The organism is Variovorax sp. BGA-UO-ETr-C22 (assembly GCF_059567965.1).
The window spans coordinates 577726-598169 of the sequence record NZ_JCAQPA010000007.1; the positions used below are offsets into that span (position 1 = coordinate 577726).

Here is a 20444-nt window from a genome sequence, read left to right on the forward strand (position 1 = left end):
CCCTGCTTCCTACAGTGAGGCCACCTCAAGGAGACTTTCAAATGGCAAAGATGACAGCGGTCCAGGCCGCAGTTCTGGTGATGGAAAAAGAAGGCGTCACGCAGGCCTTCGGCGTGCCGGGCGCGGCGATCAACCCGCTGTATTCGGCGCTGCGCCAGCGCGGCAGCATCTCGCACATCCTCGCGCGCCACGTCGAGGGCGCCTCGCACATGGCCGAGGGCTACACCCGCGCCGTGGCCGGCAACATCGGCGTGTGCATCGGCACCTCGGGCCCCGCGGGCACCGACATGATCACGGGCCTGTACTCGGCCTGGGCCGATTCCATTCCCATTCTCTGCATCACCGGCCAGGCACCGCGCGCCCGCCTGTACAAGGAAGACTTCCAGGCGGTCGACATCGAGTCGATCTCCAAGCCCGTCACCAAGTGGTCGGTCACCGTGCGCGAACCCGGCCAGGTGCCGCAGGTGTTCCAGCAGGCCTTCCACCTCATGCGCTCGGGCCGCCCGGGCCCCGTGCTCATCGACCTGCCCTTCGACGTGCAGATGGCGCAGATCGAGTTCGACATCGACGCCTACGAGCCCCTGAAGCCCTACAAGCCGGCCGCCACGCGCGCCCAGATCGAGAAGGCCATCGGCATGATGCAGGCGGCCGAGCGCCCGCTCATCGTGGCCGGCGGCGGCATCATCAACGCCGACGCCTCCGAGTTGCTCGTGCGCTTTGCCGAAGCCACCGGCGTGCCGGTGATCCCCACGCTCATGGGCTGGGGCGCCATTCCCGACGACCACCCGCTCATGGCCGGCATGTGCGGCCTGCAGACCAGCCACCGCTACGGCAACGCCACCGTGCTCGCTTCGGACTTCGTGCTGGGCATCGGCAACCGCTGGGCCAACCGCCACACCGGCTCGGTCGACGTCTACACCAAGGGCCGCACCTTCGTGCACGTGGACATCGAGCCCACGCAGATCGGCCGCGTGTTCACGCCCGACTTCGGCATCGTCTCCGACGCCAAGGCCGCGCTCGAGCTCTTCGTCGAAGTGGCCGAGGAAATGAAGGCTGCCGGCAAGCTCACCGACCGTGGCGCCTGGGCCGGCGAATGCCGCGAGCGCAAGAAGACCTTGCTGCGCAAGACCAACTTCGACACCGTGCCGATGAAGCCGCAGCGCGTGTACCAGTGCATGAACAACCACCTGGAGCGCGACACCTGCTACGTGAGCACCATCGGCCTGTCGCAGATCGCGGCCGCGCAGTTCCTGCACGTGTACAACCCACGCCACTGGATCAACTGCGGCCAGGCCGGCCCGCTGGGCTGGACCATTCCCGCCGCGCTGGGCGTGCGCGCCGCCGACCCGACGCGCAAGATCGTCGCGCTCTCGGGCGACTACGACTTCCAGTTCATGATCGAAGAGCTGGCCGTGGGCGCGCAGTTCAAGCTGCCCTACCTGCACATCGTGGTCAACAACTCGTACCTCGGCCTGATCCGCCAGTCGCAGCGCGGCTTCGAGATGGACTACTGCGTGCAGCTGGCCTTCGACAACATCAACGCACCGGCCGACGCCGGCATCGAAGGCAGCTACGGCGTCGATCACCTCAAGGTGGTCGAGGGCCTGGGCTGCAAGGCGATCCGCGTGCACAAGCAGGAAGAGATGGCACCCGCCATCGCCCGCGCCGAGGCGCTCATGGCCGAGTTCCAGGTGCCGGTCGTCATCGAGGTGATGCTGGAGCGCGTGACCAACATCGCGATGGGCACCGAGATCGACGCCATCAACGAATTCGAACCGCTGGCCGAAAGCACGGCCGACGCACCCACGGCCCTCGCCGTGGCGATGCTGGATTGATCGAGGAGACAAGAGACATGCCCAAGTTCGCAGCCAATCTCACGATGCTCTTCACCGAGCTGCCGTTCATGCAGCGCTTCGAGGCGGCCGCCAAGGCCGGCTTCAAGGCGGTGGAGTACCTCTTCCCCTACCCCTTCGACAAGAAGGAACTCGTCGCCGCCCTGCGCGCCAACGGCCTGCAGCAGGTGCTGCACAACCTGCCGGCCGGCGACTGGGACAAGGGCGAGCGCGGCATCGCCTGCCACCCGGACCGCACCGGCGAGTTCCGCGAAGGCATCGCGCTGGCCATCGACTACGCCACGGCGCTGGGCTGCCCGCAGCTCAACTGCCTGGTCGGCAAGGTGCCGGCGGGCGTGAGCGCCGACGCCGCGCACAAGACCGTGGTCGAGAACCTGCGCCTCGCAGCGCGCGAACTCGAAGCCGCCGGCCTGCGCCTGCTGATCGAACCGATCAACACCTTCGACATCCCCGGCTTCTTCCTCACGCGCACCGACCAGGCGCTGGCACTGATCGACGAGGTGGGCTCGGACAACCTGCGCGTGCAGTACGACATCTACCACGCACAGCGCATGGAAGGCGAGCTGGGCAACACGCTCACCAAGCAGCTGGCGCGCATCGGCCACATCCAGCTGGCCGACAACCCGGGCCGCGGCGAGCCGGGCACGGGCGAGATCAACTACCCGTGGCTGTTCCAGCACATCGATGCGCTGGGTTACGACGGCTGGATCGGCTGCGAATACAAGCCCCGTGCCACCACCGTCGAAGGCCTGGGCTGGCGCGAAGCCCTCACGAAGAAGCAATGAACGTTCACGAAGGAAACAGAGACATGACCACCGCAGCAACTGCACAAAAAATCGGATTCATCGGCCTGGGCATCATGGGCGCCCCCATGGCGGGCCACCTGCTCGACGCAGGCCACGAACTCTTCGTGAACACGCACGGCAACACGCCGGAACCCTTCGTCTCGAAGGCCACCATCTGCGGCTCGGCCGCCGAAGTGGCGCGCAAGGCCGACATCGTCTTCATCATGGTGCCCGACACCCCGGACGTGGAGAAGGTGCTGTTCGGCGCCCCCGGCGCGGAAGGCGTGGCCGACGGCCTGAAGGGTTCGCAGGGCAAGATCGTGGTGGACTGCAGCTCCATCGACCCGATCGCCACCAAGGAATTCGCACGCCGCATCGTGGCGCTGGGCGCCGGCTACATCGACGCGCCAGTCTCGGGCGGCGAAGTGGGCGCCAAGGCCGCGAGCCTGACGATCATGTGCGGCGGCGACGAGGGCACCTTCGGCCGCGTGAAGCCCCTGCTCGACAAGATGGGCAAGAACGTGACGCTGGTGGGCGGCGCGGGCGACGGCCAGGTCTGCAAGGTGGCCAACCAGATCATCGTGGCGCTGAACATCGCCGCCGTGAGCGAAGCCCTGGTGTTCGCCTCGAAGGCCGGCGCCGACCCGGCCAAGGTGCGCCAGGCGCTGATGGGCGGCTTTGCCAGCTCGCGCATCCTCGAAGTGCACGGCGAACGCATGATCAAGCGCACCTTCGCGCCGGGCTTCCGCATTTCGCTGCACCAGAAGGACCTGAACCTGGCGATGCAAAGCGCCCGTTCGCTGGGCGTGGCGCTGCCGCAGACCGCGAACGCAGCGCAGCTGATGAACGCCTGCGCGGCGATGGGCTACGGCCAGCTGGATCACTCGGCGCTGGTGAAGGCGCTCGAGGCGCTGGCACAGCACACGGTTACCCCGGATTGACCAGCAAACACCGAGGAACCGGCTTTGCCGGGCCTCAGGTGTTGCCCCCGGTAGGGGGTTGGCTTAGCGACACGAAGTGCGCGCAGCCTGGGGGCGAGCTAAGTTTTTGCAGCTTCCAGCGATTCCTTCAGATTGCGTCGGCGCCATGCCCAGGTCTTCACGGCCTGCGGCAGGATGCCGATGCACGACGCGTAGTACGTCACCTTGAAGCCCCAGAAGCGCGGCCCGATGGGCGTGTTGCGGAACAGGTCGCCGGCCAGGATGGACAGGAGCGCCTCCTGCATGCGCCAGATGTTGCGCGGCGCCATGAACAGGCGGCGGATGGCGGGCGAGGTGATGCGGTAGATGAACCACGAGAACATCTTCGGCCCGTGCTTCATCACCTTCTCGTAATGGCGGAAGGCCTTCTCGGCCTCCTTCGCCTCGCCCTTGAGCCAGTGGTCGGCGCAGGTCGCGGCCTCGAAACCGCTGTTCATCGCCAGGTACACGCCCGAGGAGAACATCGGATCGACGAAGGCGTAGGCGTCGCCCACCATCATGAAGCGGTCGCCGCGGCAGAACTTGGAGTCGTAGGCGTAGTTGCCGGTGGTGGTGGCGCCTTCCATGAGCGTGGCGTTCTTCAGCCGCGCAGCCAGCTTGGGCGCCAGCGCGATGGTCTGCATCAGGAAGTCTTCCAGCGACGCGCCCTGGCGCCGCTTGAAATAGGCCGGCGAGGCCACGGCGCCCACGCTCACGGTGCCGTCCTTCAGCGGGATGTACCAGAACCAGCCGTGGTCGAACCAGAAGAGCGAGATGTTGCCCTCGAAGCGGCCCGGCCGGCGCTCGGCGTTGGCGAAGTGGCCGTACAGCGCCGCGCTCGCATGCTTGCGGTTGCGCTGCTTGGCGTCGAACTGGTTCGACAGCAGCGTGTCGCGCCCGCTGGCGTCGATCACGAAGCGCGGGCGCCATTCGGTCTCGGTGCCGTCGTCGGCCTTGACCTTCACCAGCGCCCGGTTGTCGGGCGTGCCCTTGCCGGCGTCCATGTCGACGCCGGTGACGCGCCGGCCCTCGAAGGTGCGCGCGCCGCGCTTGCCGGCATGGCGGAACAGCAGCTCGTCGAATTCCGAACGGCGCACGTGCACCGCATAGGGAAAACTCTTGTCCATCGCCTGGCCGAAGTCGAAGTGGCTGCTGTGGTCGTGCCAGGGCGAGACGAACTCGGCGCCGTGCTTGCGCAGGCCGATGGCCTCGACCTCGGTGCGCACGCCGAGCCGGTCGAACAGCGGCATGTTCATCGGCAGCAAGGATTCGCCGATGTGAAAGCGCGGGTGCTGCGCCTTCTCGAGCAGCACCACGTCGTGGCCCTTGTCTGCGAGCAAGGCGGCCACCGTGGAGCCCGAAGGGCCTCCGCCGATGACCACGACATCCGGCTCGGTGCCGGTGAAAGGTCCGGGTGTCATTCGATGTCCCTCCGTGTTGTTCTGTGGTTGTGGACGTTGGTTCGCCGCACCGCCCGTGCGGCACGGATTTGCCCCCCGGAAACGGGGGTGTTGAAGTTTAGCGAGTCGGCAGACCCTCTCGATCAGGCGGAAGATAGAGGGTCTCGTCGTTCCCCCCGAGAGAAGAGGCCGCGCTTTTGCGGTAGCCTCATTGCCCGCCAGAACCTAGGAGACTTTTCAAATGGCTGCATCCCTGTCCCCCGCTGAAGAAGCACTTCGAGAAGCAGCGCGCGAATACCACCGCTCGCCCGTCAAGGGCAAGATCTCGATCACCCCCACCAAGCCCCTGCTGAACCAGCGCGACCTGTCGCTGGCTTACTCGCCGGGCGTGGCCTACCCCTGCCTCGACATTGCGGAAGATCCCGCGCTCGCGGCCGAATACACCGCCCGCGGCAACCTCGTGGGCGTCATCACCAACGGCACCGCCGTGCTGGGCCTGGGCAACATCGGCCCGCTGGCCTCCAAGCCCGTGATGGAAGGCAAAGGCTGCCTGTTCAAGAAATTCGCCGGCATCGACGTGTTCGACATCGAGCTGGCCGAGAACGACCCCGACAAGCTGGTCGACATCATCGCGGCGCTGGAGCCCACGCTGGGCGGCATCAACCTCGAGGACATCAAGGCACCCGAGTGCTTCTACATCGAGAAGAAGCTGCGCGAGCGCATGAACATCCCCGTGTTCCACGACGACCAGCACGGCACGGCCATCATCTCGGCCGCAGCGCTGCTCAACGGCCTGGAGCTGGTCGGCAAGAAGATCGAAGACGTCAAGATCGCCGTCTCGGGCGCCGGCGCCGCCGCCATCGCCTGCCTGGACGTGATGGTCGGCCTGGGCGCCAAGCCCGCCAACATCTACGCCTGCGACTCCAAGGGCCTGATCTACATGGGCCGCGCAGGCGGCTTCGACGAATCGAAGGCCCGCTACGCCCAGAAGGACACCGGTGCCCGCACCCTGGCCGACGTGGTGAAGGACGCCGACGTGTTCCTGGGCTGCTCGGCCCCCGGCGTCATGAGCGCCGAGATGGTCAAGACCATGGGCACACAGCCGATCATCCTGGCGCTGGCCAACCCCGAGCCTGAAATCCGCCCCGAGCTGGCCAAGGCCGTGCGGCCGGATTGCATCATTGCCACGGGCCGTTCGGACTACCCGAACCAGGTCAACAACGTGCTGTGCTTCCCGTACATCTTCCGCGGCGCGCTCGATTGCGGCGCGAGCAAGATCACGGAAGAAATGAAGCTGGCCTGCGTGCGCGAAATTGCCGACCTCACCAAGGCCGACATCAGCGAAGAAGTGGCCACCGCCTACGCTGGCCAGGAGCTGGCCTTCGGCCCCGACTACATCATTCCCAAGCCCTTCGACTCGCGCCTGATCCTGCGCATCGCGCCGGCCGTGGCCAAGGCGGCCGCGGCCTCGGGCGTGGCCTCGCGCCCGATCGAGGACATGGAGGCCTACCGCCAGCACCTGACGCGCTTCGTCTACCAGACCGGCATGTTCATGCGCCCGGTGTTCAGCGCCGCAAAAATCTCCACCACCAAGCGCGTGGCCTACGCCGAGGGCGAGGACGAGCGCGTGCTGCGCGCCGCGCAGTGGGCGGTCGACGAAGGCCTGGCCCAGCCCATCCTGGTGGGCCGCCCCGCCGTGATCGAGGCGCGCATCCAGAAGGCCGGCCTGCACATCCGCCCCGGCACCGACTTCGAGATCGTGAACCCGGAAGACGATCCACGCTTCCGCACCTACTGGGAGAGCTTCCACAAGCTCATGGGCCGCCGCGGCGTCACGCCCGAGGCCGCCAAGACCATGGTGCGCCGCTCCAACACCACCATCGCCGCGCTGATGCTGCACCTGGGCGACGCCGACGCGATGATCTGCGGCCTGGTCGGGCGCTTCGACGTGCACCTAGAGCACATCCGCAACCTGATCGGCCTGAAGCGCGGCGCGCCCGGCTTCGCCACGCTGAACGCGCTCACGCTCGAGAAGCGCACGGTGTTCATCACCGACACCAACGTGAACGAAGACCCGAGCGCCGAACTGCTGGCCAGCATCGCCGTGATGGCCGCCGAAGAGGTCCGCCGCTTCGGCCTGCCGCCGAAGGTGGCCTTCCTGTCGCACTCGAACTACGGCACCTCCAGCCGCGGCTCGGCGCGCAAGATGCGCCTGGCGCGCGACCTGTTCTCGCAGATGGCGCCCGACATCGAGTGCGACGGCGAGATGCACGGCGACGCCGCGCTGTCCGACGAGATCCGCCGCACCGCCCTGCCCGAGACCACGCTCACCGGCGAGGCCAACCTGCTGGTGTGCCCGAACCTCGACTCGGCGCACATCCTCTACAACGTGCTGAAGATGACGGGCGCGAACGGCATCACGGTGGGCCCGATCCTGCTGGGTGGCGCGAGCTCGGCCCACGTGCTGACGCCCTCGGCAACGGTGCGCCGCATCATCAACATGACGGCGCTGGCCGTGGCGAAGGTGAAGTCCCAGGACTGACGCCGACGTTTCTTCCATGAAACACAACGCCCCGTCGCGGTCTCCGCGGCGGGGCGTTTTTCATGGCGCAATGCTCAGGCGCGCACGGGGGACGCCACGGGCACGTCGGCCGGGTCGAACACATTCCAGGCCAGCAGCTCCCTGTCTTCAGGCGGTGGCTCGCAGCCGCCGACGCGGCTGGGCTTCCAATCGAAACGCTGTTTCGTATCGGCCAGCGCCTCGGCACGCTTGAAGGCGGCCAGCGCCGAATCGATGACGGGCACGCCCAGCGCGTCCTGCAGCTGGCGGTAGAAGCCGAACTCGAGCGTGCAGCCCAGGATGAGCGCCTCGGCGCCGTCCTCGTCGATGGCGCGGCGGCCCTGCGCGATCATGCGGCGCACGGTTTCGTCGCGGTCGCGCTGGAAGTCTTCCACGCCGAGTTCCAGCGCGCGGAACGAGGCGATCAGGTGCGCGTGGCCGTACTCGCGCACGCGCGCCTCGATGCGCGGCACCCACTTGCGGCGCCCCACGATCACCGACACCTTCTGCGCCAGGTTGGACGCGACCTCGAACGAGGCCTGGCAGGGCGCGACCACCACCGTCTGGCCGGAGATCTCGCGCGCCTCGACCAGCACCGGGTCGTAGAAGCAGCCGACCACCACGGCGTCGAAGCCCTGCTGCGCGGTGTCGCGCACGGCGCGCACGATGTCGGCGCCCAGCAGCGCCTCGTAGCTCTGGTACTCGACGTGGTGCTGCACCGACGCGTTGCGCAGCGACACCACCTCGACCTCGGTGCCGGGGTTCTTCACCTCGGCGAACTCCTGCGCGAAGCGCGCGTTGTAGGTGTCGTTGCCGACGGCCCGGATCCAGCGGATGCGCAGTGCCATGTGGTTTCTCCGTTCAGGCCGGCGCGAAGGCTTCGCCCAGCGACTTCTCGAGCGGGCGGTACAGCTCGGGCATGAACATGGTGCGCGACAGCAGCAGCCGCGCGCGCGGCGCCACCAGCACGCGCAGCCGTGCGCCCTGACGCACATGCGCCGACACCACGGGCTGGCCGTCGTCAGAGAAAGTCATGATCAGGTCGGGAAAGCGCGCGATGCGCTCGCCGCCCTGCGCCAGCAGCATGTACTCGTTGATGAAGCGCAGCGTGGTGCCGGCCGCGTCGTCGAGCTCGACCACGCCGACGTCCAGCCCTTCCTGCTGCTCGCAGCGGTAGCTGCGCACCGTGCCCTCGGCCACGAGGCGCCCGTCGAGCGAACGGGCCACGGCATCGACGCCGCCGTCGAGAAAGGCCTGGCCCAGCGCGATGGCGTGGCTGATGGCGCCCGGCGCGCCGTGCTGGCGCGCGTAGCCCACGGTCACGGGGTTGCGCGCCACCGCCACGAGGCCGCCCGCCTCCACCGACGCGCGGCGCACCACGGCCGAGGTCTGCTCGAGCCGGCCCGACACCACGCCTTCCACGTAGCGGTGCGGCTCGCCGCCCGCGTAGGCCTGCACCGAGAGGTAGTCGGGCTCGGTGTGCAGGCCCAGCGCGCCCATCACGCTCGAGGGGTGGGCGCGGCCGTTGCACGCGAGGTCGATCACGGGCAGGCCGGTCATGGCGGCGTGGAACCAGCCGTTGACCGTGGTCTCGGCGCCGTTCTCGTTGGCATGCAGCGCGACCAGCTTCTGGCCCGCCGGCAGCTCGCGCCGCAGCAGCTCCAGCGTGCGCAGCAGATGCGCCGGCTGCACATGCGGGTCGGGCGCGGCCGGTGCGCCCACGAGGGCCATGGTGGCGGTGAGCGCGGCGTCGTCGAACTCGTCGACGCTCCACAGCTGCGGCGTGCCGACCTGCAGCGCCAGGCGCGCGGCGCGCTCGCCGGCCGCGATGAGCCCGCCGCCCCCGCCGCCGAGGATGGCGCCGCCCCAGATGGCCGCGCGGACGTCGTCGCTGGTCAGATTGCGTTTCATGGATTCGATTCCTGTGTGTGTGATGAAAGGAAAGAAGGAGAACTACTTGCGCAGGCTCTTCACCGCGCCCGAGAAGAAGCTGTAGAGCGCGTCGCCCGCGATGACGCCGCCGGCGAACACCTCGAGCCGCTCGCGCGCGGCGGCGCCGAGCACGCCGTGCACCGCGAGCCGGCAGGCGATGCCGGCCGCGACCATCCAGCCGGCCATCGGGCTGGCGATGAGCAGGCCGGTGGCGAACAGCACGCCCAGCTGCTGGCGCGGCCCGCCCGCCAGCTGCAGCAGCGCGCCGGGCACGGCCCACAGCGCGAGGTTGCGCGCGGTCTCGCCCGAGATGCCGGCCTTGATCGCGGCCACGTAGGCGGCGTTGATCGGCGCGGTCTGGTGGTTGGCGAAGAACAGCGGGTACGCGCAGGCCACCACCACGATCGCCACGCCGAAGCCGACCATGCCGGCGATCATCTGTTCGCGCCGGCCTTCGAGTTCGAAGGCCGAGCCCGAGGCCTCGCCGCGCAGCAGGTGGCCGGCCTTGAGGTCGTAGCCCATGTCGGCAAAGGCCGGGCCGGTGGCGGCAGAGAAGCCGGCCAGCACCACCAGCGCCTCGGGCGGAAAGCCGATCAGGATGCCCAGCAGCAGCGAGATCAGCGCCACCGCGAAGGCCGGGAACCAGCCCGAGTGCATGGCCGCGATGCCCACGATGAGTTCGTGCACGAAGGCCGCGAAGGTGCCGTACACGATGAACAAGGCCAGCATGCCCGGCGACATGCCGGTGTAGATGCCGGTGCCCGCGCACAGCAGCACCATGATCGCGAGGTAGCCCGCGCCGCCCAGCTTGAGCGAGCGGCCGAGCACGCTGGCGCCGCGCGCCTCGGCCAGCGCCTCTGTCGTCGCGGCGGTGCTGTCGGTGCCGGCCGCGCGCCCGTGCTTCTTCAGCACCACGCGCGCCACCTGCACCAGCGCCACGAGGCCGGCGCCGATCATCATCCCGTGCGGCACGTAGCGCGTGCCGATGTCGAAGCCGAACAGCGACGCCGAATAGCCGCGCACCAGCAGCCCGATGCCGAAGGCGGTCATGGCGCCGAGCCCGCCGATCAGCGCCACGCCGAAGGCCGACATCGGCAGCTTGAACACCGCGCCCGCCACGCCGGTGGCCAGCCCGCCCAGCAGCAGCCAGGCCTGCTTGCCGCCGCCGTCGCCCGCCTTGATGGCCTCGGCCGCGGCGATGCCCAGCGGCCACGGGTTCTTCGCCGGGAAGGCCGGCGTGTCGAACATGCGGTACAGCAGCCAGGCGTCGAGCAGCATCGCGAGGCTCACGCCGACGAGCATCGGCACCACCATCTGCGGCAGGCCGAACAGGAAGGGAATGCCGATCGGCAGGAACAGGCTGTTGGCCGCGCCGAAGGTGGCCGACGAGATGCTCGTCTGCGCCAGGTTCTGCGCATGCACCGAGCGGAAGCCCCGGAACATGGCCAGCGGCACGCGCGCCAGCGTCATGGCCGCGAGCGCGCCGATCAGCGAGGTGCTCGGCGTGATGCCCAGGCTGGCCAGCATCTGGATGCCGACGATGGCGCCGAACACGCTGAGCACCACCGTGAGGATCAGGTTGGCGGGCGCGAGCGCCTTGGGATGCAGCGCGGCCGGCGGCAACGCGGTGTGCCCGGCGCCCTTGTCTTCCAGCGGCGCGACGGCGGTCACTTCATGGTGCATGGTCATTCCTTGTTAGTTCCATATTTTGGAACCATGTCCAATAAACTTGAACCGAATGATAAAACCGTACTTTCGGCTGTCAAGCGGGCGTTCACCCGGGTCGGCCGAAAAGACGCACCGGCGCCGAACCTATGATTCCCACCCCAACCTACCGAACACGATGAGCACCCTTGCCAACGCCATGGACGTCCTGAAGCTGATCGCGCGGCTGCGCCGCGACATCACGGTGACGGACGTCGTGACCGAGCTGGGCCTGCCCAAGAGCTCGGCCTCCCGCACGCTGAGCATGATGGCCGGCTACGGCTTCCTGGACCGCGACGCGGCCACGCGCGCCTACCGCCCGGGCGGCGTGATCATGGAAGCCTCGTACCACTTCCGCGCCTCGCGCAACACGGCCTCGCTGGTCGAGGAGGCGCTCGACGCGCTGGTGCGCGAGACGGGCTGCACGGGCTACATCAACGTGCTCGATGGGGCCGACACGCTCGTGATCCAGATGCGCACCGGCGCCGGCGCGCTGCAGATCTACACGCCGCCGGGCAGCCGCGCACCCGCCTATTCCAGCGCCATGGGCCGCGCCCTGCTGGCCCGGCTGGGCGACGACGAAGTGGGTGCCCTGATCGGCAGCCGGCTCGACCAGGGCCGCGGCCACGCACCGAAGACGCGCAAGGACCTGCTCGCGCGCCTGGCCGTGATCCGCGACACCGGCTGGGCCCTGTCGCGCGGCGAGTACGTGACCAACGTGGCGGGCATCTCGTCGGCGGTGCTCGACCCCGCCACGCGCCAGACCTACGCCTTCGGCATCGCGCTGCCCGCGGAGCAGCTGTCGGAAGCGCTGGTGGAACGCTTCGGCGCCACCGTGCGCGACGCCGCCAGCAGCGTGGGCAAGCGCGTGGGCGATCCGTACTGGCTGGGCTTCGGGGCGACAGCCGCGCTGACGTAGCCACGCTGGCGCCGGCGCCAGCCGCACGCCCCGTTGCGTTCACCGCTGCGGGGCTTTTTTTCGTCTACCGCATCGTGAGGCGCCTCGGTGCGCGGGGTGCGCCAAGGCGGTGCTTCCGGGCGCCCGAACGCCCTTTCCAGAAGCCTCCAACCACCATTTCGGCTGGCATGCAATCTGCTAATACCCTGAACAGATATTTCTCATATCTTACTAATATATTTAAAAACCAAGCCTTCAAGCCCTGGTTTCGACCGCTGTCCGCAGCGCCCTTTTCTTCTTTTTTCGAGGTACACGTTCATGAGCAATCCCCGCTGGCAAGGCATCTTCCCCGCCATCACCACCAAGTTCCACGCCGACGAAAGCATCGACGCCGAGGGCACCGCCCGCCACATCGACTTCCAGATCCGCAACGGCATCCACGGCCTCGTCACCTGCGGTTCGCTGGGCGAAGCCAGCACGCTGACGCTCGAAGAAAAACTGCAGGTCGCCAGGATCGCCCTGGAAGCCGCCGACGGCCGCATCCCCGTGCTGGCGAACGTGTCGGAGACCAGCACCCGCGAAGCCCTGCGCTACGTGGACGGCGCCAACAAGCTGGGCGTGGCCGGCTACATGGTCATGCCCTCGGTGATCTACGTGGCCGACGCGCGCGAAGCCATGCTCAACGTGCGCACCATCGCCAACGCGGCCCAGAAACCCATCATGGTCTACAACAACCCGGTGGCCTACCGCGTGGACCTGAAGCCCCAGCACATGGTCGAGCTGGCCGACTGCGAGTGGATCGCCGCCATCAAGGAAAGCACCGACGACATCCGCCGCATCACCGACCTGCGCAACACCGTGGGCGACCGCTACCAGCTGTTCCTGGGCGTGGACGACCTGGCCTACGAAGGCCTGGCGCTGGGCTGCGACGGCCTGCTGGCCGGTGTCGGCTGCGCCTTCCCGCGCGAGACGGTGGCGCTGTACGACCTGATGAAGGCCGGCAAATTCGCCGAAGCCCTGAAGCTGTACCAGTGGATGACGCCGATGCTGCACCTGGACGTGTCGACCAAGCTGGTGCAGAACCTCAAGCTCATCGACCTGCTGGTCGGCGTGGGCACCGAGCACATGCGCCGCCCGCGCCTGCCGCTCATCGGCGAGGAGCGCGCCTTCATCGAGAAGGTCGTCGCCAAGGCGCTGGCCACGCGGCCCGCGCAGTACCAGTCGGTCATGTAATCGCCGCGCGCACGACGCACCGCAAGGCCCAGAACACCATGCAAGAAAACGCCTTGAAAGAAAGCGGCGGCCTGTCCCGCCGCGTGCTCGACGCGTCGGACTTCGTCCTGCGCTGCGAGCGCCACCTGCTCAGCAGCCTCATGGGGTTGCTCATCGTGCTGGTGCTGCTGAACGTGGTCACGCGCTACGGCGGCTTTCCGCTGTACTGGGTGGACGAGGCCTCGGTGTACTGCGTGGTCTGGCTCACCTTCATCGGTGCGTCGGCGATGACGCGGCTGCGGCTGGACTTTGCGGTGACCTTGCTCACCGACAAGCTCGGCACCCGGGCCGCGCGCATCGCCAAGGCCAGTGCCTCGGGCGGCGTGCTGCTGCTCGGGCTGGCCCTGCTCGCGATGTGCTGGCTGTGGATGGACCCGGCCGGCATCGTGCGCCACGGCTTCGACGCGAAGGAGTTCGCGGCCGAGAGCTTCAACTTCCTCTACACCGAGCGCACGCAGACGCTCGACTGGCCGACGTGGGTGGTGCAGCTCATCCTGCCGATCTTCGCGCTCACCCTCAGCGTGCATGCGCTGGCCAACCTCTTCGAAGACCTCGGCCTGCAGCCCAAGCGCACGCACGACGAGTTCCATGTCGCCAACGCGGACGCCGTGAACTGAAATGCTGACCTCTGCCTTCTTCCTGCTGATCATGCTGGTCGGCGTGCCGATCGGTGCCTGCCTGTGCCTGTCGGGCATCGTCTACATCCTCAACTCGGGCGACACGGTGCTGTTCCAGTCGTTCCCGGTGCAGATGTTCGGTGGCGTCGACAGCTACAGCCTCATTGCGATTCCGCTGTTCATCCTGATCGGCGAGATCATGAACGGCGGCGGCATCACGCGCCGGCTCGTCGACCTCGCGCTGGCCTTCATCGGCTCGGTGAAAGGCGGCCTGGCCTACGTGAACATCCTGGCGAACATGCTGGTGTCGTCGATCATCGGCTCGGCCACCGCGCAGGTGGCGATCATGAGCCAGATCATGGTGCCCGAGATGGAGAAGCAGGGCTACGACAAGACCTTCGCCGCCGGCATCACGGTGTACGGCGGCATGCTCGGCCCGATCATTCCGCCCTCGGTGATGTTCGTGGTGTACAGCGTGCTCGCGCAGGTGGCGGTGGGCGACATGCTCATCGCCGGGATCATCCCCGGCGTGATCCTCACGGTGCTGTTCTTCATCGTGATCGCCGGCATGGGCGTGATCTACAACTACCCGCGCACCGAGAAGCGCACCGCCAGGCAGCGGCTGCACACGATCCTCACGGCCTGCCCGACGCTGCTCATTCCCATCGTGATCGTCGGCTCGATCCTCGGCGGGCTGGCCAACCCCACCGAATCGGCGGCGGTGGGCGCGGTGGCCGCGGTGCTGGTGGGGCGCTACGTGACCAAGGAATTCCGCTTCGCGATGATTCCGCAGATCCTGCTGAAGTCGGCGATCTACTCGGCGGTGGTGCTGTTCCTGGTGGCGGCGGCCGCGGTGTTCTCGTGGCTGCTCATCTACGGCAAGGTGCCGCAGGCCACGGCCGCATGGATACAGACCGTGGCGAAGGACCCGATCGCCTTCCTGCTGCTGGTGAACGTAATCCTGCTGGTGATCGGCACCGTGATCGACGGCATTCCCGGACTCATCATGACCGTGCCGATCCTGCTGCCCATCGCGACGGAAATCTACGGCATCGACCCGCGCCATTTCGGCGTGGTGGTGGTCATCAACCTCGTGCTCGGGCTGATGACGCCGCCGGTGGGGCTGAGCTTCTTCGTGGCCTCGGCGGTGACGGGGGCCAAGCCCGGAAAGATGTTCATCGTCACGCTGCCCTTCTTCCTGATCTGCTGCGTGGCGCTGGTGCTGCTGTCGCTGTTCCCGAGTCTTTCGCTGGCGCTCATCAAGTAAGCGCTGAACCGATCTCTCTCTCGCTTCCCTTCACCTCACCCCACAGGAGCTTCGCATGGCCCTCTCCCGCCGCCAGTTCGTCCAGGCCGCCGCCGGCACCGCCGCCGCGTCGACCGCCCTCTTCGGCACCGTGTCGCGTGCCGCCGCCGCCAAGGAATTCCGCCTGGGCCTCATCACGCCCGCAGGGCACTCGTGGAACCGCGCCGCGGTGAGCTTCGGCGAGGCGCTGAAGAAGGCCACCGACGGCCGCCTGAGCGCCACGGTGTTCCACTCGGGCCAGCTCGGCAACGAGTCGGCCATGATGCAGCAGTTGCAGTCGGGCGCGCTCGACATGGGCTGGATTCAAGCCGCCGAGCTCGGCTCGCGCGTGGCGAGCGTGGCGGCCATCAACGCGCCCTACCTCGTGCGTTCGACCACCAACGTCGCCTCGCTGGTGCGCACGCCCGCGGCGCTCAAGCTGCTCGACGTGCTGCCGCGCGAGACCGGCACCATCGGCCTGGGCTGGGGCATCACCGGTATGCGCGTGGTGTTCGCGACCAAGGACATCGCCTCGCCCACCGACCTGAAGGGCATGAAGCTGCGCATCAACCCCACGCCGGTGTACCGCGATTTCTACCAATTGCTGGGCGCCGCGCCCACGCCCATTCCCACGCCGGGCGTGTTCGACGCCATGTCCAACGGCCAGGTCGACGGGCTCGAAGCCGACATCGAGTTCTCGTGGAACCAGCGCTTCGACCGCGTCTCGAAAACGCTGCTGCCGATGAACGCGCTGTTCATGCCCTTCGCACCGCTGGTGTCGGGCCGCATCTGGCAGACGCTCGATGCGAAGGACAAGGCGCTGATCACCGACCTCGTGAAGCAGCAGCTCGACGCGCAGATCAAGGACATCGTGACCACCGAGCTGGGCCTCATCGACAAGTTCAAGGCCAGCGGCATCGCGATCAAGAGCGCCAGCAACTACAACCCCGCACCGGTCATCGCCGAATTCGACAAGGTCTGGCTGCCCAAGGCGCCGCAGATCGCCGAGCTGCGCAAGATCGGCGCGACGCTCTGACGGCGGTCCACGGCCCGGATTCCCAGGCGCGGTGCACGCCGCACACGCCCTGGGCGGGCCGCGCACCTTGGTGATTCACCGGAAGGGTTCGCACCAATCGCGTGCGGGCACCGTTTTTGCTTGAATGCCGAAGCATTCACCTTCACGGAACCCGCATGAACAAGCGTCAACTGATCCAGTCCTTCCTCGCCGCCTCGGCCCTCAGCTTCGGCCTGTCTTCGGCCATGGCCCAGAGCCCGACGCCGATCAAGTTCCAGCTCGACTGGCGTTTCGAAGGACCGGCTGCGCTGTTCCTGCACCCCGCGGCCAAGGGCTACTTCAAGGCCGCCGGCCTGGACGTGACCATCGACGCCGGCAACGGCTCGGGCGGCACCGTGACGCGCGTGGCCTCGGGTGCCTACGACATGGGCTTTGCCGACCTCGCGGCGTTGATGGAGTTCCACGCCAACAACCCCGACAGCCCGAACAAACCCGTGGCCGTGATGATGGTCTACAACAACACGCCGGCCTCGGTCATGGCACTCAAGAAGAGCGGCATCACCAAGCCGGCCGACCTCGCCGGCAAGAAGCTCGGCGCACCGGTGTTCGACGCCGGCCGCCGCGCGTTCCCGATCTTCGCCAAGGCCAACAACATCGGCGCCGTGAACTGGACCGCCATGGACCCGACGCTGCGCGAGACCATGCTGGTGCGCGGCGACATCGACGCCATCACGGGCTTCACCTTCACCTCGCTGCTCAACCTGGAGGCGCGCGGCGCCAAGGCGGCCGACGTGGTGATCCTGCCCTACCCCGACTACGGCGTGAAGCTGTACGGCAACGTGATCATCGCCTCGCCCAAGCTGCTCAAGGACAACCCGGCGGCGGTGAAGAAATTCCTTTCGGCCTTCGCCAAGGGCGCCAAGGAAGTCATCGCCAACCCCGCCATGGGCATCGAATCGGTGAAGGCGCGCGACGGCATCATCGACAGCAAGCTCGAGACGCGCCGCCTGCAGCTGGCCATCGACACCGTCATCAACAGCGCTGACGCGCGCACCGACGGCTTCGGCGCCGTCAACGCGGGCCGCATGTCGCTCATGGCCTCGCAGGTCTCCGACGCCTTCAACACCAAGACGCGCGTGAGCCCCGACGCCGTGTGGACCGCGGCCATGCTCCCGCCCGCGGCCGAGCTCAGCGGAATCCTGCGCAAGTGATGGCGGCCGGCGCAACGACACCCGACGCAGCCGCCCCCTTCGTCGATTTCCAGGACGTCTGGCTCGCCTACAACGAAGAGCTGCTGCGCGCCAACCACTTCGCGGTCGAGGCCATCGACCTGAAGGTGACGCGCGGCGAGTTCATCGCCATCGTCGGCCCCTCGGGCTGCGGCAAGTCGACCTTCATGAAGCTCACCACGGGGCTGAAGATGCCCTCGATGGGCAAGATCCGCATCGACGGCCAGCCCGTGACCGGGCCGCTGAAGATTTCGGGCATGGCCTTCCAGGCGCCCTCGCTGCTGCCGTGGCGCACCACCGTCGACAACGTGCTGCTGCCGCTGGAAATCGTCGAGCCCTACCGCTCGAACTTCAAGGCCAAACGCAAGGAATACGAAGAGCGCGCCCGCCGCCTGCTGCAGAAGGTCGGCCTGGGCGGCTACGAGGACAAGTTTCCGTGGCAGCTCTCGGGCGGCATGCAGCAGCGCGCGAGCATCTGCCGCGCACTCATCCACGAGCCCAAGATGCTGCTGCTGGACGAGCCCTTCGGCGCGCTCGACGCGTTCACGCGCGAGGAGCTGTGGTGCATCCTGCGCGACCTGTGGACCGAGCAGCAGTTCAACGTGATCCTGGTCACGCACGACCTGCGCGAGTCGGTGTTCCTGGCCGACACGGTGTACGTGATGAGCAAAAGCCCCGGCCGCTTCGTGGTGAAGCGCGAGATCGACCTGCCGCGCCCGCGCGAGCTGGAGCTGACCTACACCAAGGAGTTCACCGACATCGTGCTCGAACTGCGCGGCCACATCGGCGCCATCCGCGGCAACGCCACCACCACCTCCTCCGCTGCTGCGGCGGCAGCGCACTGAGGAGGCGGCCATGAAAAACAGCAAACAACTCGAGCGCTGGTCGCCGTGGCTGCTGCTCGTGGCGGTGCTCCTGCTGTGGCAGGTGATCTGCGCGGGCTTCGGCGTGTCGGACTTCATCTTTCCGAGCCCGCTGCGCATCTGGGAGCAGTTCTGGGAGTTCAAGGCCATCATCGCGGGCCACGCGTGGCGCACCTACTGGGTCACGATGGCGGGCTTCGGCCTGGCGATCGTGGTGGGCGTGCTGCTGGGCTTCGTGATCGGCAGCTCGCGCCTGGCGTATGCGGCGATCTACCCGCTCATGACGGCCTTCAATGCATTGCCCAAGGCGGCCTTCGTGCCGATCCTGGTCGTGTGGTTCGGCATCGGCATCGGGCCGGCGATCCTCACGGCGTTCCTGATCAGCTTCTTCCCGATCATGGTGAACATCGCGACCGGCCTGGCCACGCTCGAGCCCGAGCTGGAAGACGTGCTGCGCGTGCTGGGCGCCAAGCGCTGGGACGTGCTCGTCAAGATCGGCCTGCCGCGCTCCATGCCCTACTTCTTCGGCTCGCTGAAGGTGGCGATCACGCTGGCTTTCGTCGGCACCACGGTGTCGGAGATGACCGCCGCCAACGAGGGCATCGGCTACCTGCTGATCTCGGCCGGCTCGGCCATGCAGATGGGCCTGGCCTTCGCGGGCCTGATGGTGGTGGGCGCGATGGCGATGATCATGTACGAACTCTTCAGCCTCATCGAGAAGCACACCACCGGCTGGGCACACCGCGGCTCGCAGAACCAATAAATAATGGGGGCATGACCCCCGAACAGATCACCCGCGCGCTGCGTCGCGCCGACGCCGTGGCGCGACGCGCCATGGCCATGGGCCGCCACCCCTTCGGCGCCGTGCTCGTTGCGCCCGACGGCGAGACCGTTCTCGCCGAGCAGGGCAACATCGACACGGTGCACCACGCGGAGGCCACGCTCGCGCGCCACGCGGCGCAGAACTGGCCGCCCGAGTACCTGTGGCAGTGCACGCTGGTGACCACTTTCGAGCCCTGCGCCATGTGCGCGGGCACGAGCTACTGGGCCAACATCGGGCGCGTGGTGTACGGCGCGGAAGAATCGGCGCTGCTCGCACTCACCGGCGACCACCCCGAGAACCCCACGCTGAGCCTGCCCTGCCGCGAGGTCTTCGCGCGCGGACAGAAACCCGTCGAGGTGATCGGCCCGGTGCCCGAGGTGGCCGACGAGATGATCGCCACGCACCGGGGGTTCTGGGAATCGCGCTAGTGGTCCCGCTCGGCGTGTTCGCGCCTTACCTGGAACGCTGGAACCTCACGCCCGACGGCGAGGCCTTCACTTCGCTGAGCGGCACGCTGCTGCCCGTGCGCCAGCAGGGCATTGCGGCCATGCTCAAGGTGTCGCACGAGGCCGAGGAACAGGCGGGCAGCCTGCTGATGGCCTGGTGGAACGGCGACGGCGCCGCGCCCGTGCTGGCCCATGACGGCAAAGCCCTGCTGATGGTGCGTGCGCAAGGCACGGCCTCGCTCGCGCAGATGGTTCACGGCGGCCGCGACGACGAGGCCACGCGCATCCTGTGCGCCGCCGCCGCGCGCCTGCATGCCCCGCGCGACACGCCGCCGCCCCCGACGCTGGTGCCGCTTGCGCGTTGGTTCGAATCGCTGTGGGCCGGCGCGGCCACGCACGGCGGCGTCTTCGACCACAGCGCGCGCACCGCACGCGAACTGCTGGCGGCGCCGCGCGAGGTGGTCGTGCTACATGGCGACATCCACCACGGCAACGTGCTCGACTTCGGCCCGGCCGGCTGGCTCGCCATCGACCCCAAGGGCCTGCACGGCGAGCGCGGCTTCGACCACGCGAACATCCTGTGCAACCCGGACGGCGAGAGTGCATTAGCGCCCGGGCGCTTCGCGCGTCGCATCGAGGTCATCGCGGAGGCCACGGGCATCGAGCGGCTGCGATTGCTGCAATGGGTGCTGGCGTGGGCCGGGCTGTCGTCGGTGTGGATGCTGGAAGACGGCGAAGCGCCTGGGAGCACGCTGGAGGTGGCGAAGCTGGCGGCCGCGGCGCTCGGGATCGCCGGCTAGATT

General features: G+C 67.9%; 18 protein-coding genes. 14 read left to right on the plus strand and 4 right to left on the minus strand.

Translation table 11 applies throughout. The annotated features are described in order from the left end of the window. The first annotated feature begins 41 nt into the window (after positions 1-41). The 3 genes from gcl to AC57B8_RS06595 are packed head-to-tail and all read left to right on the plus strand — an operon-like array spanning position 42 to position 3579. Entirely contained in the window at positions 42-1835 is a 1794-nt protein-coding gene (gcl, locus tag AC57B8_RS06585; RefSeq protein WP_159273301.1) for a glyoxylate carboligase, read from the plus strand. A gap of 17 nt (positions 1836-1852) precedes the next feature. Then, complete coding sequence (hyi, locus tag AC57B8_RS06590) at positions 1853-2638, plus strand: hydroxypyruvate isomerase (protein WP_369629719.1); 786 nt, start codon at positions 1853-1855, stop codon at positions 2636-2638. 23 nt (positions 2639-2661) lie between these two features. Continuing rightward, a complete protein-coding gene (locus AC57B8_RS06595) occupies positions 2662-3579 on the plus strand; it encodes a 2-hydroxy-3-oxopropionate reductase (RefSeq protein ID WP_496479014.1) in 918 nt (305 codons plus the stop codon). 98 nt (positions 3580-3677) lie between these two features. Here the strand turns inward: AC57B8_RS06595 and AC57B8_RS06600 are convergent, their stop codons facing one another. Further along, complete coding sequence (locus AC57B8_RS06600) at positions 3678-5018, minus strand: NAD(P)/FAD-dependent oxidoreductase (protein WP_496479015.1); 1341 nt, start codon at positions 5016-5018, stop codon at positions 3678-3680. A 220-nt stretch (positions 5019-5238) separates the two neighbouring features. Here AC57B8_RS06600 and AC57B8_RS06605 point away from each other — a divergent pair, with 220 nt between their 5' ends. Beyond that, the gene (locus tag AC57B8_RS06605) at positions 5239-7539 is read left to right on the plus strand and encodes an NADP-dependent malic enzyme (RefSeq protein ID WP_070062392.1); all 2301 of its coding nucleotides are present in this window, start codon (positions 5239-5241) and stop codon (positions 7537-7539) included. A gap of 74 nt (positions 7540-7613) precedes the next feature. On the opposite strand, the gene AC57B8_RS06610 is transcribed toward AC57B8_RS06605, so the two are convergent. The 3 genes from AC57B8_RS06610 to AC57B8_RS06620 are packed head-to-tail and all read right to left on the minus strand — an operon-like array spanning position 7614 to position 11172. Next, positions 7614-8405, minus strand: coding sequence for an aspartate/glutamate racemase family protein (locus tag AC57B8_RS06610; RefSeq protein WP_496479016.1), 792 nt, complete (start codon positions 8403-8405; stop codon positions 7614-7616). Between the two features lie 13 nt (positions 8406-8418). After that, complete coding sequence (locus AC57B8_RS06615; RefSeq protein WP_159275744.1) at positions 8419-9468, minus strand: S-methyl thiohydantoin desulfurase domain-containing protein; 1050 nt, start codon at positions 9466-9468, stop codon at positions 8419-8421. Between the two features lie 42 nt (positions 9469-9510). After that, on the minus strand, positions 9511-11172 hold the full coding sequence (locus tag AC57B8_RS06620; protein WP_496479017.1) for an OPT/YSL family transporter: 1662 nt from the start codon (positions 11170-11172) through the stop codon (positions 9511-9513). Between the two features lie 160 nt (positions 11173-11332). On the opposite strand from AC57B8_RS06620, the gene AC57B8_RS06625 reads away from it, so the two are divergent. The 10 genes from AC57B8_RS06625 (at position 11333) to AC57B8_RS06670 (ending at position 20441) form a co-directional block, all read left to right on the plus strand. Beyond that, a complete protein-coding gene (locus AC57B8_RS06625) occupies positions 11333-12112 on the plus strand; it encodes an IclR family transcriptional regulator domain-containing protein (RefSeq protein ID WP_495260910.1) in 780 nt (259 codons plus the stop codon). 297 nt (positions 12113-12409) lie between these two features. Next, entirely contained in the window at positions 12410-13324 is a 915-nt protein-coding gene (locus tag AC57B8_RS06630) for a dihydrodipicolinate synthase family protein (RefSeq protein ID WP_496479018.1), read from the plus strand. A gap of 38 nt (positions 13325-13362) precedes the next feature. Next, complete coding sequence (locus tag AC57B8_RS06635; RefSeq protein WP_496479019.1) at positions 13363-13980, plus strand: TRAP transporter small permease; 618 nt, start codon at positions 13363-13365, stop codon at positions 13978-13980. A 1-nt stretch (position 13981) separates the two neighbouring features. Further along, positions 13982-15247, plus strand: a complete 1266-nt coding sequence (locus AC57B8_RS06640; protein ID WP_062473357.1) for a TRAP transporter large permease — start codon at positions 13982-13984, stop codon at positions 15245-15247. 55 nt (positions 15248-15302) lie between these two features. Next, complete coding sequence (locus AC57B8_RS06645; protein WP_070062387.1) at positions 15303-16301, plus strand: TRAP transporter substrate-binding protein; 999 nt, start codon at positions 15303-15305, stop codon at positions 16299-16301. A gap of 155 nt (positions 16302-16456) precedes the next feature. Continuing rightward, positions 16457-17491, plus strand: a complete 1035-nt coding sequence (locus AC57B8_RS06650; RefSeq protein WP_095950867.1) for an ABC transporter substrate-binding protein — start codon at positions 16457-16459, stop codon at positions 17489-17491. Beyond that, the gene (locus AC57B8_RS06655) at positions 17491-18354 is read left to right on the plus strand and encodes an ATP-binding cassette domain-containing protein (protein WP_493193513.1); all 864 of its coding nucleotides are present in this window, start codon (positions 17491-17493) and stop codon (positions 18352-18354) included. Before AC57B8_RS06650 ends, AC57B8_RS06655 begins: the two co-directional genes overlap by 1 nt. 10 nt (positions 18355-18364) lie before the next feature. After that, positions 18365-19135 (plus strand): ABC transporter permease, encoded by a 771-nt coding sequence (locus AC57B8_RS06660; protein ID WP_496479020.1) that lies wholly within the window; start codon positions 18365-18367, stop codon positions 19133-19135. Positions 19136-19146: 11 nt separating this feature from the next. Further along, positions 19147-19623: a nucleoside deaminase gene (locus tag AC57B8_RS06665; protein WP_159275739.1), complete on the plus strand. Its 477-nt coding sequence runs from the start codon at positions 19147-19149 to the stop codon at positions 19621-19623. Beyond that, entirely contained in the window at positions 19623-20441 is an 819-nt protein-coding gene (locus tag AC57B8_RS06670) for an aminoglycoside phosphotransferase family protein (protein WP_496479021.1), read from the plus strand. The genes AC57B8_RS06665 and AC57B8_RS06670 overlap by 1 nt, the downstream gene beginning before the upstream one ends. The last annotated feature ends 3 nt before the right edge of the window (positions 20442-20444 follow it).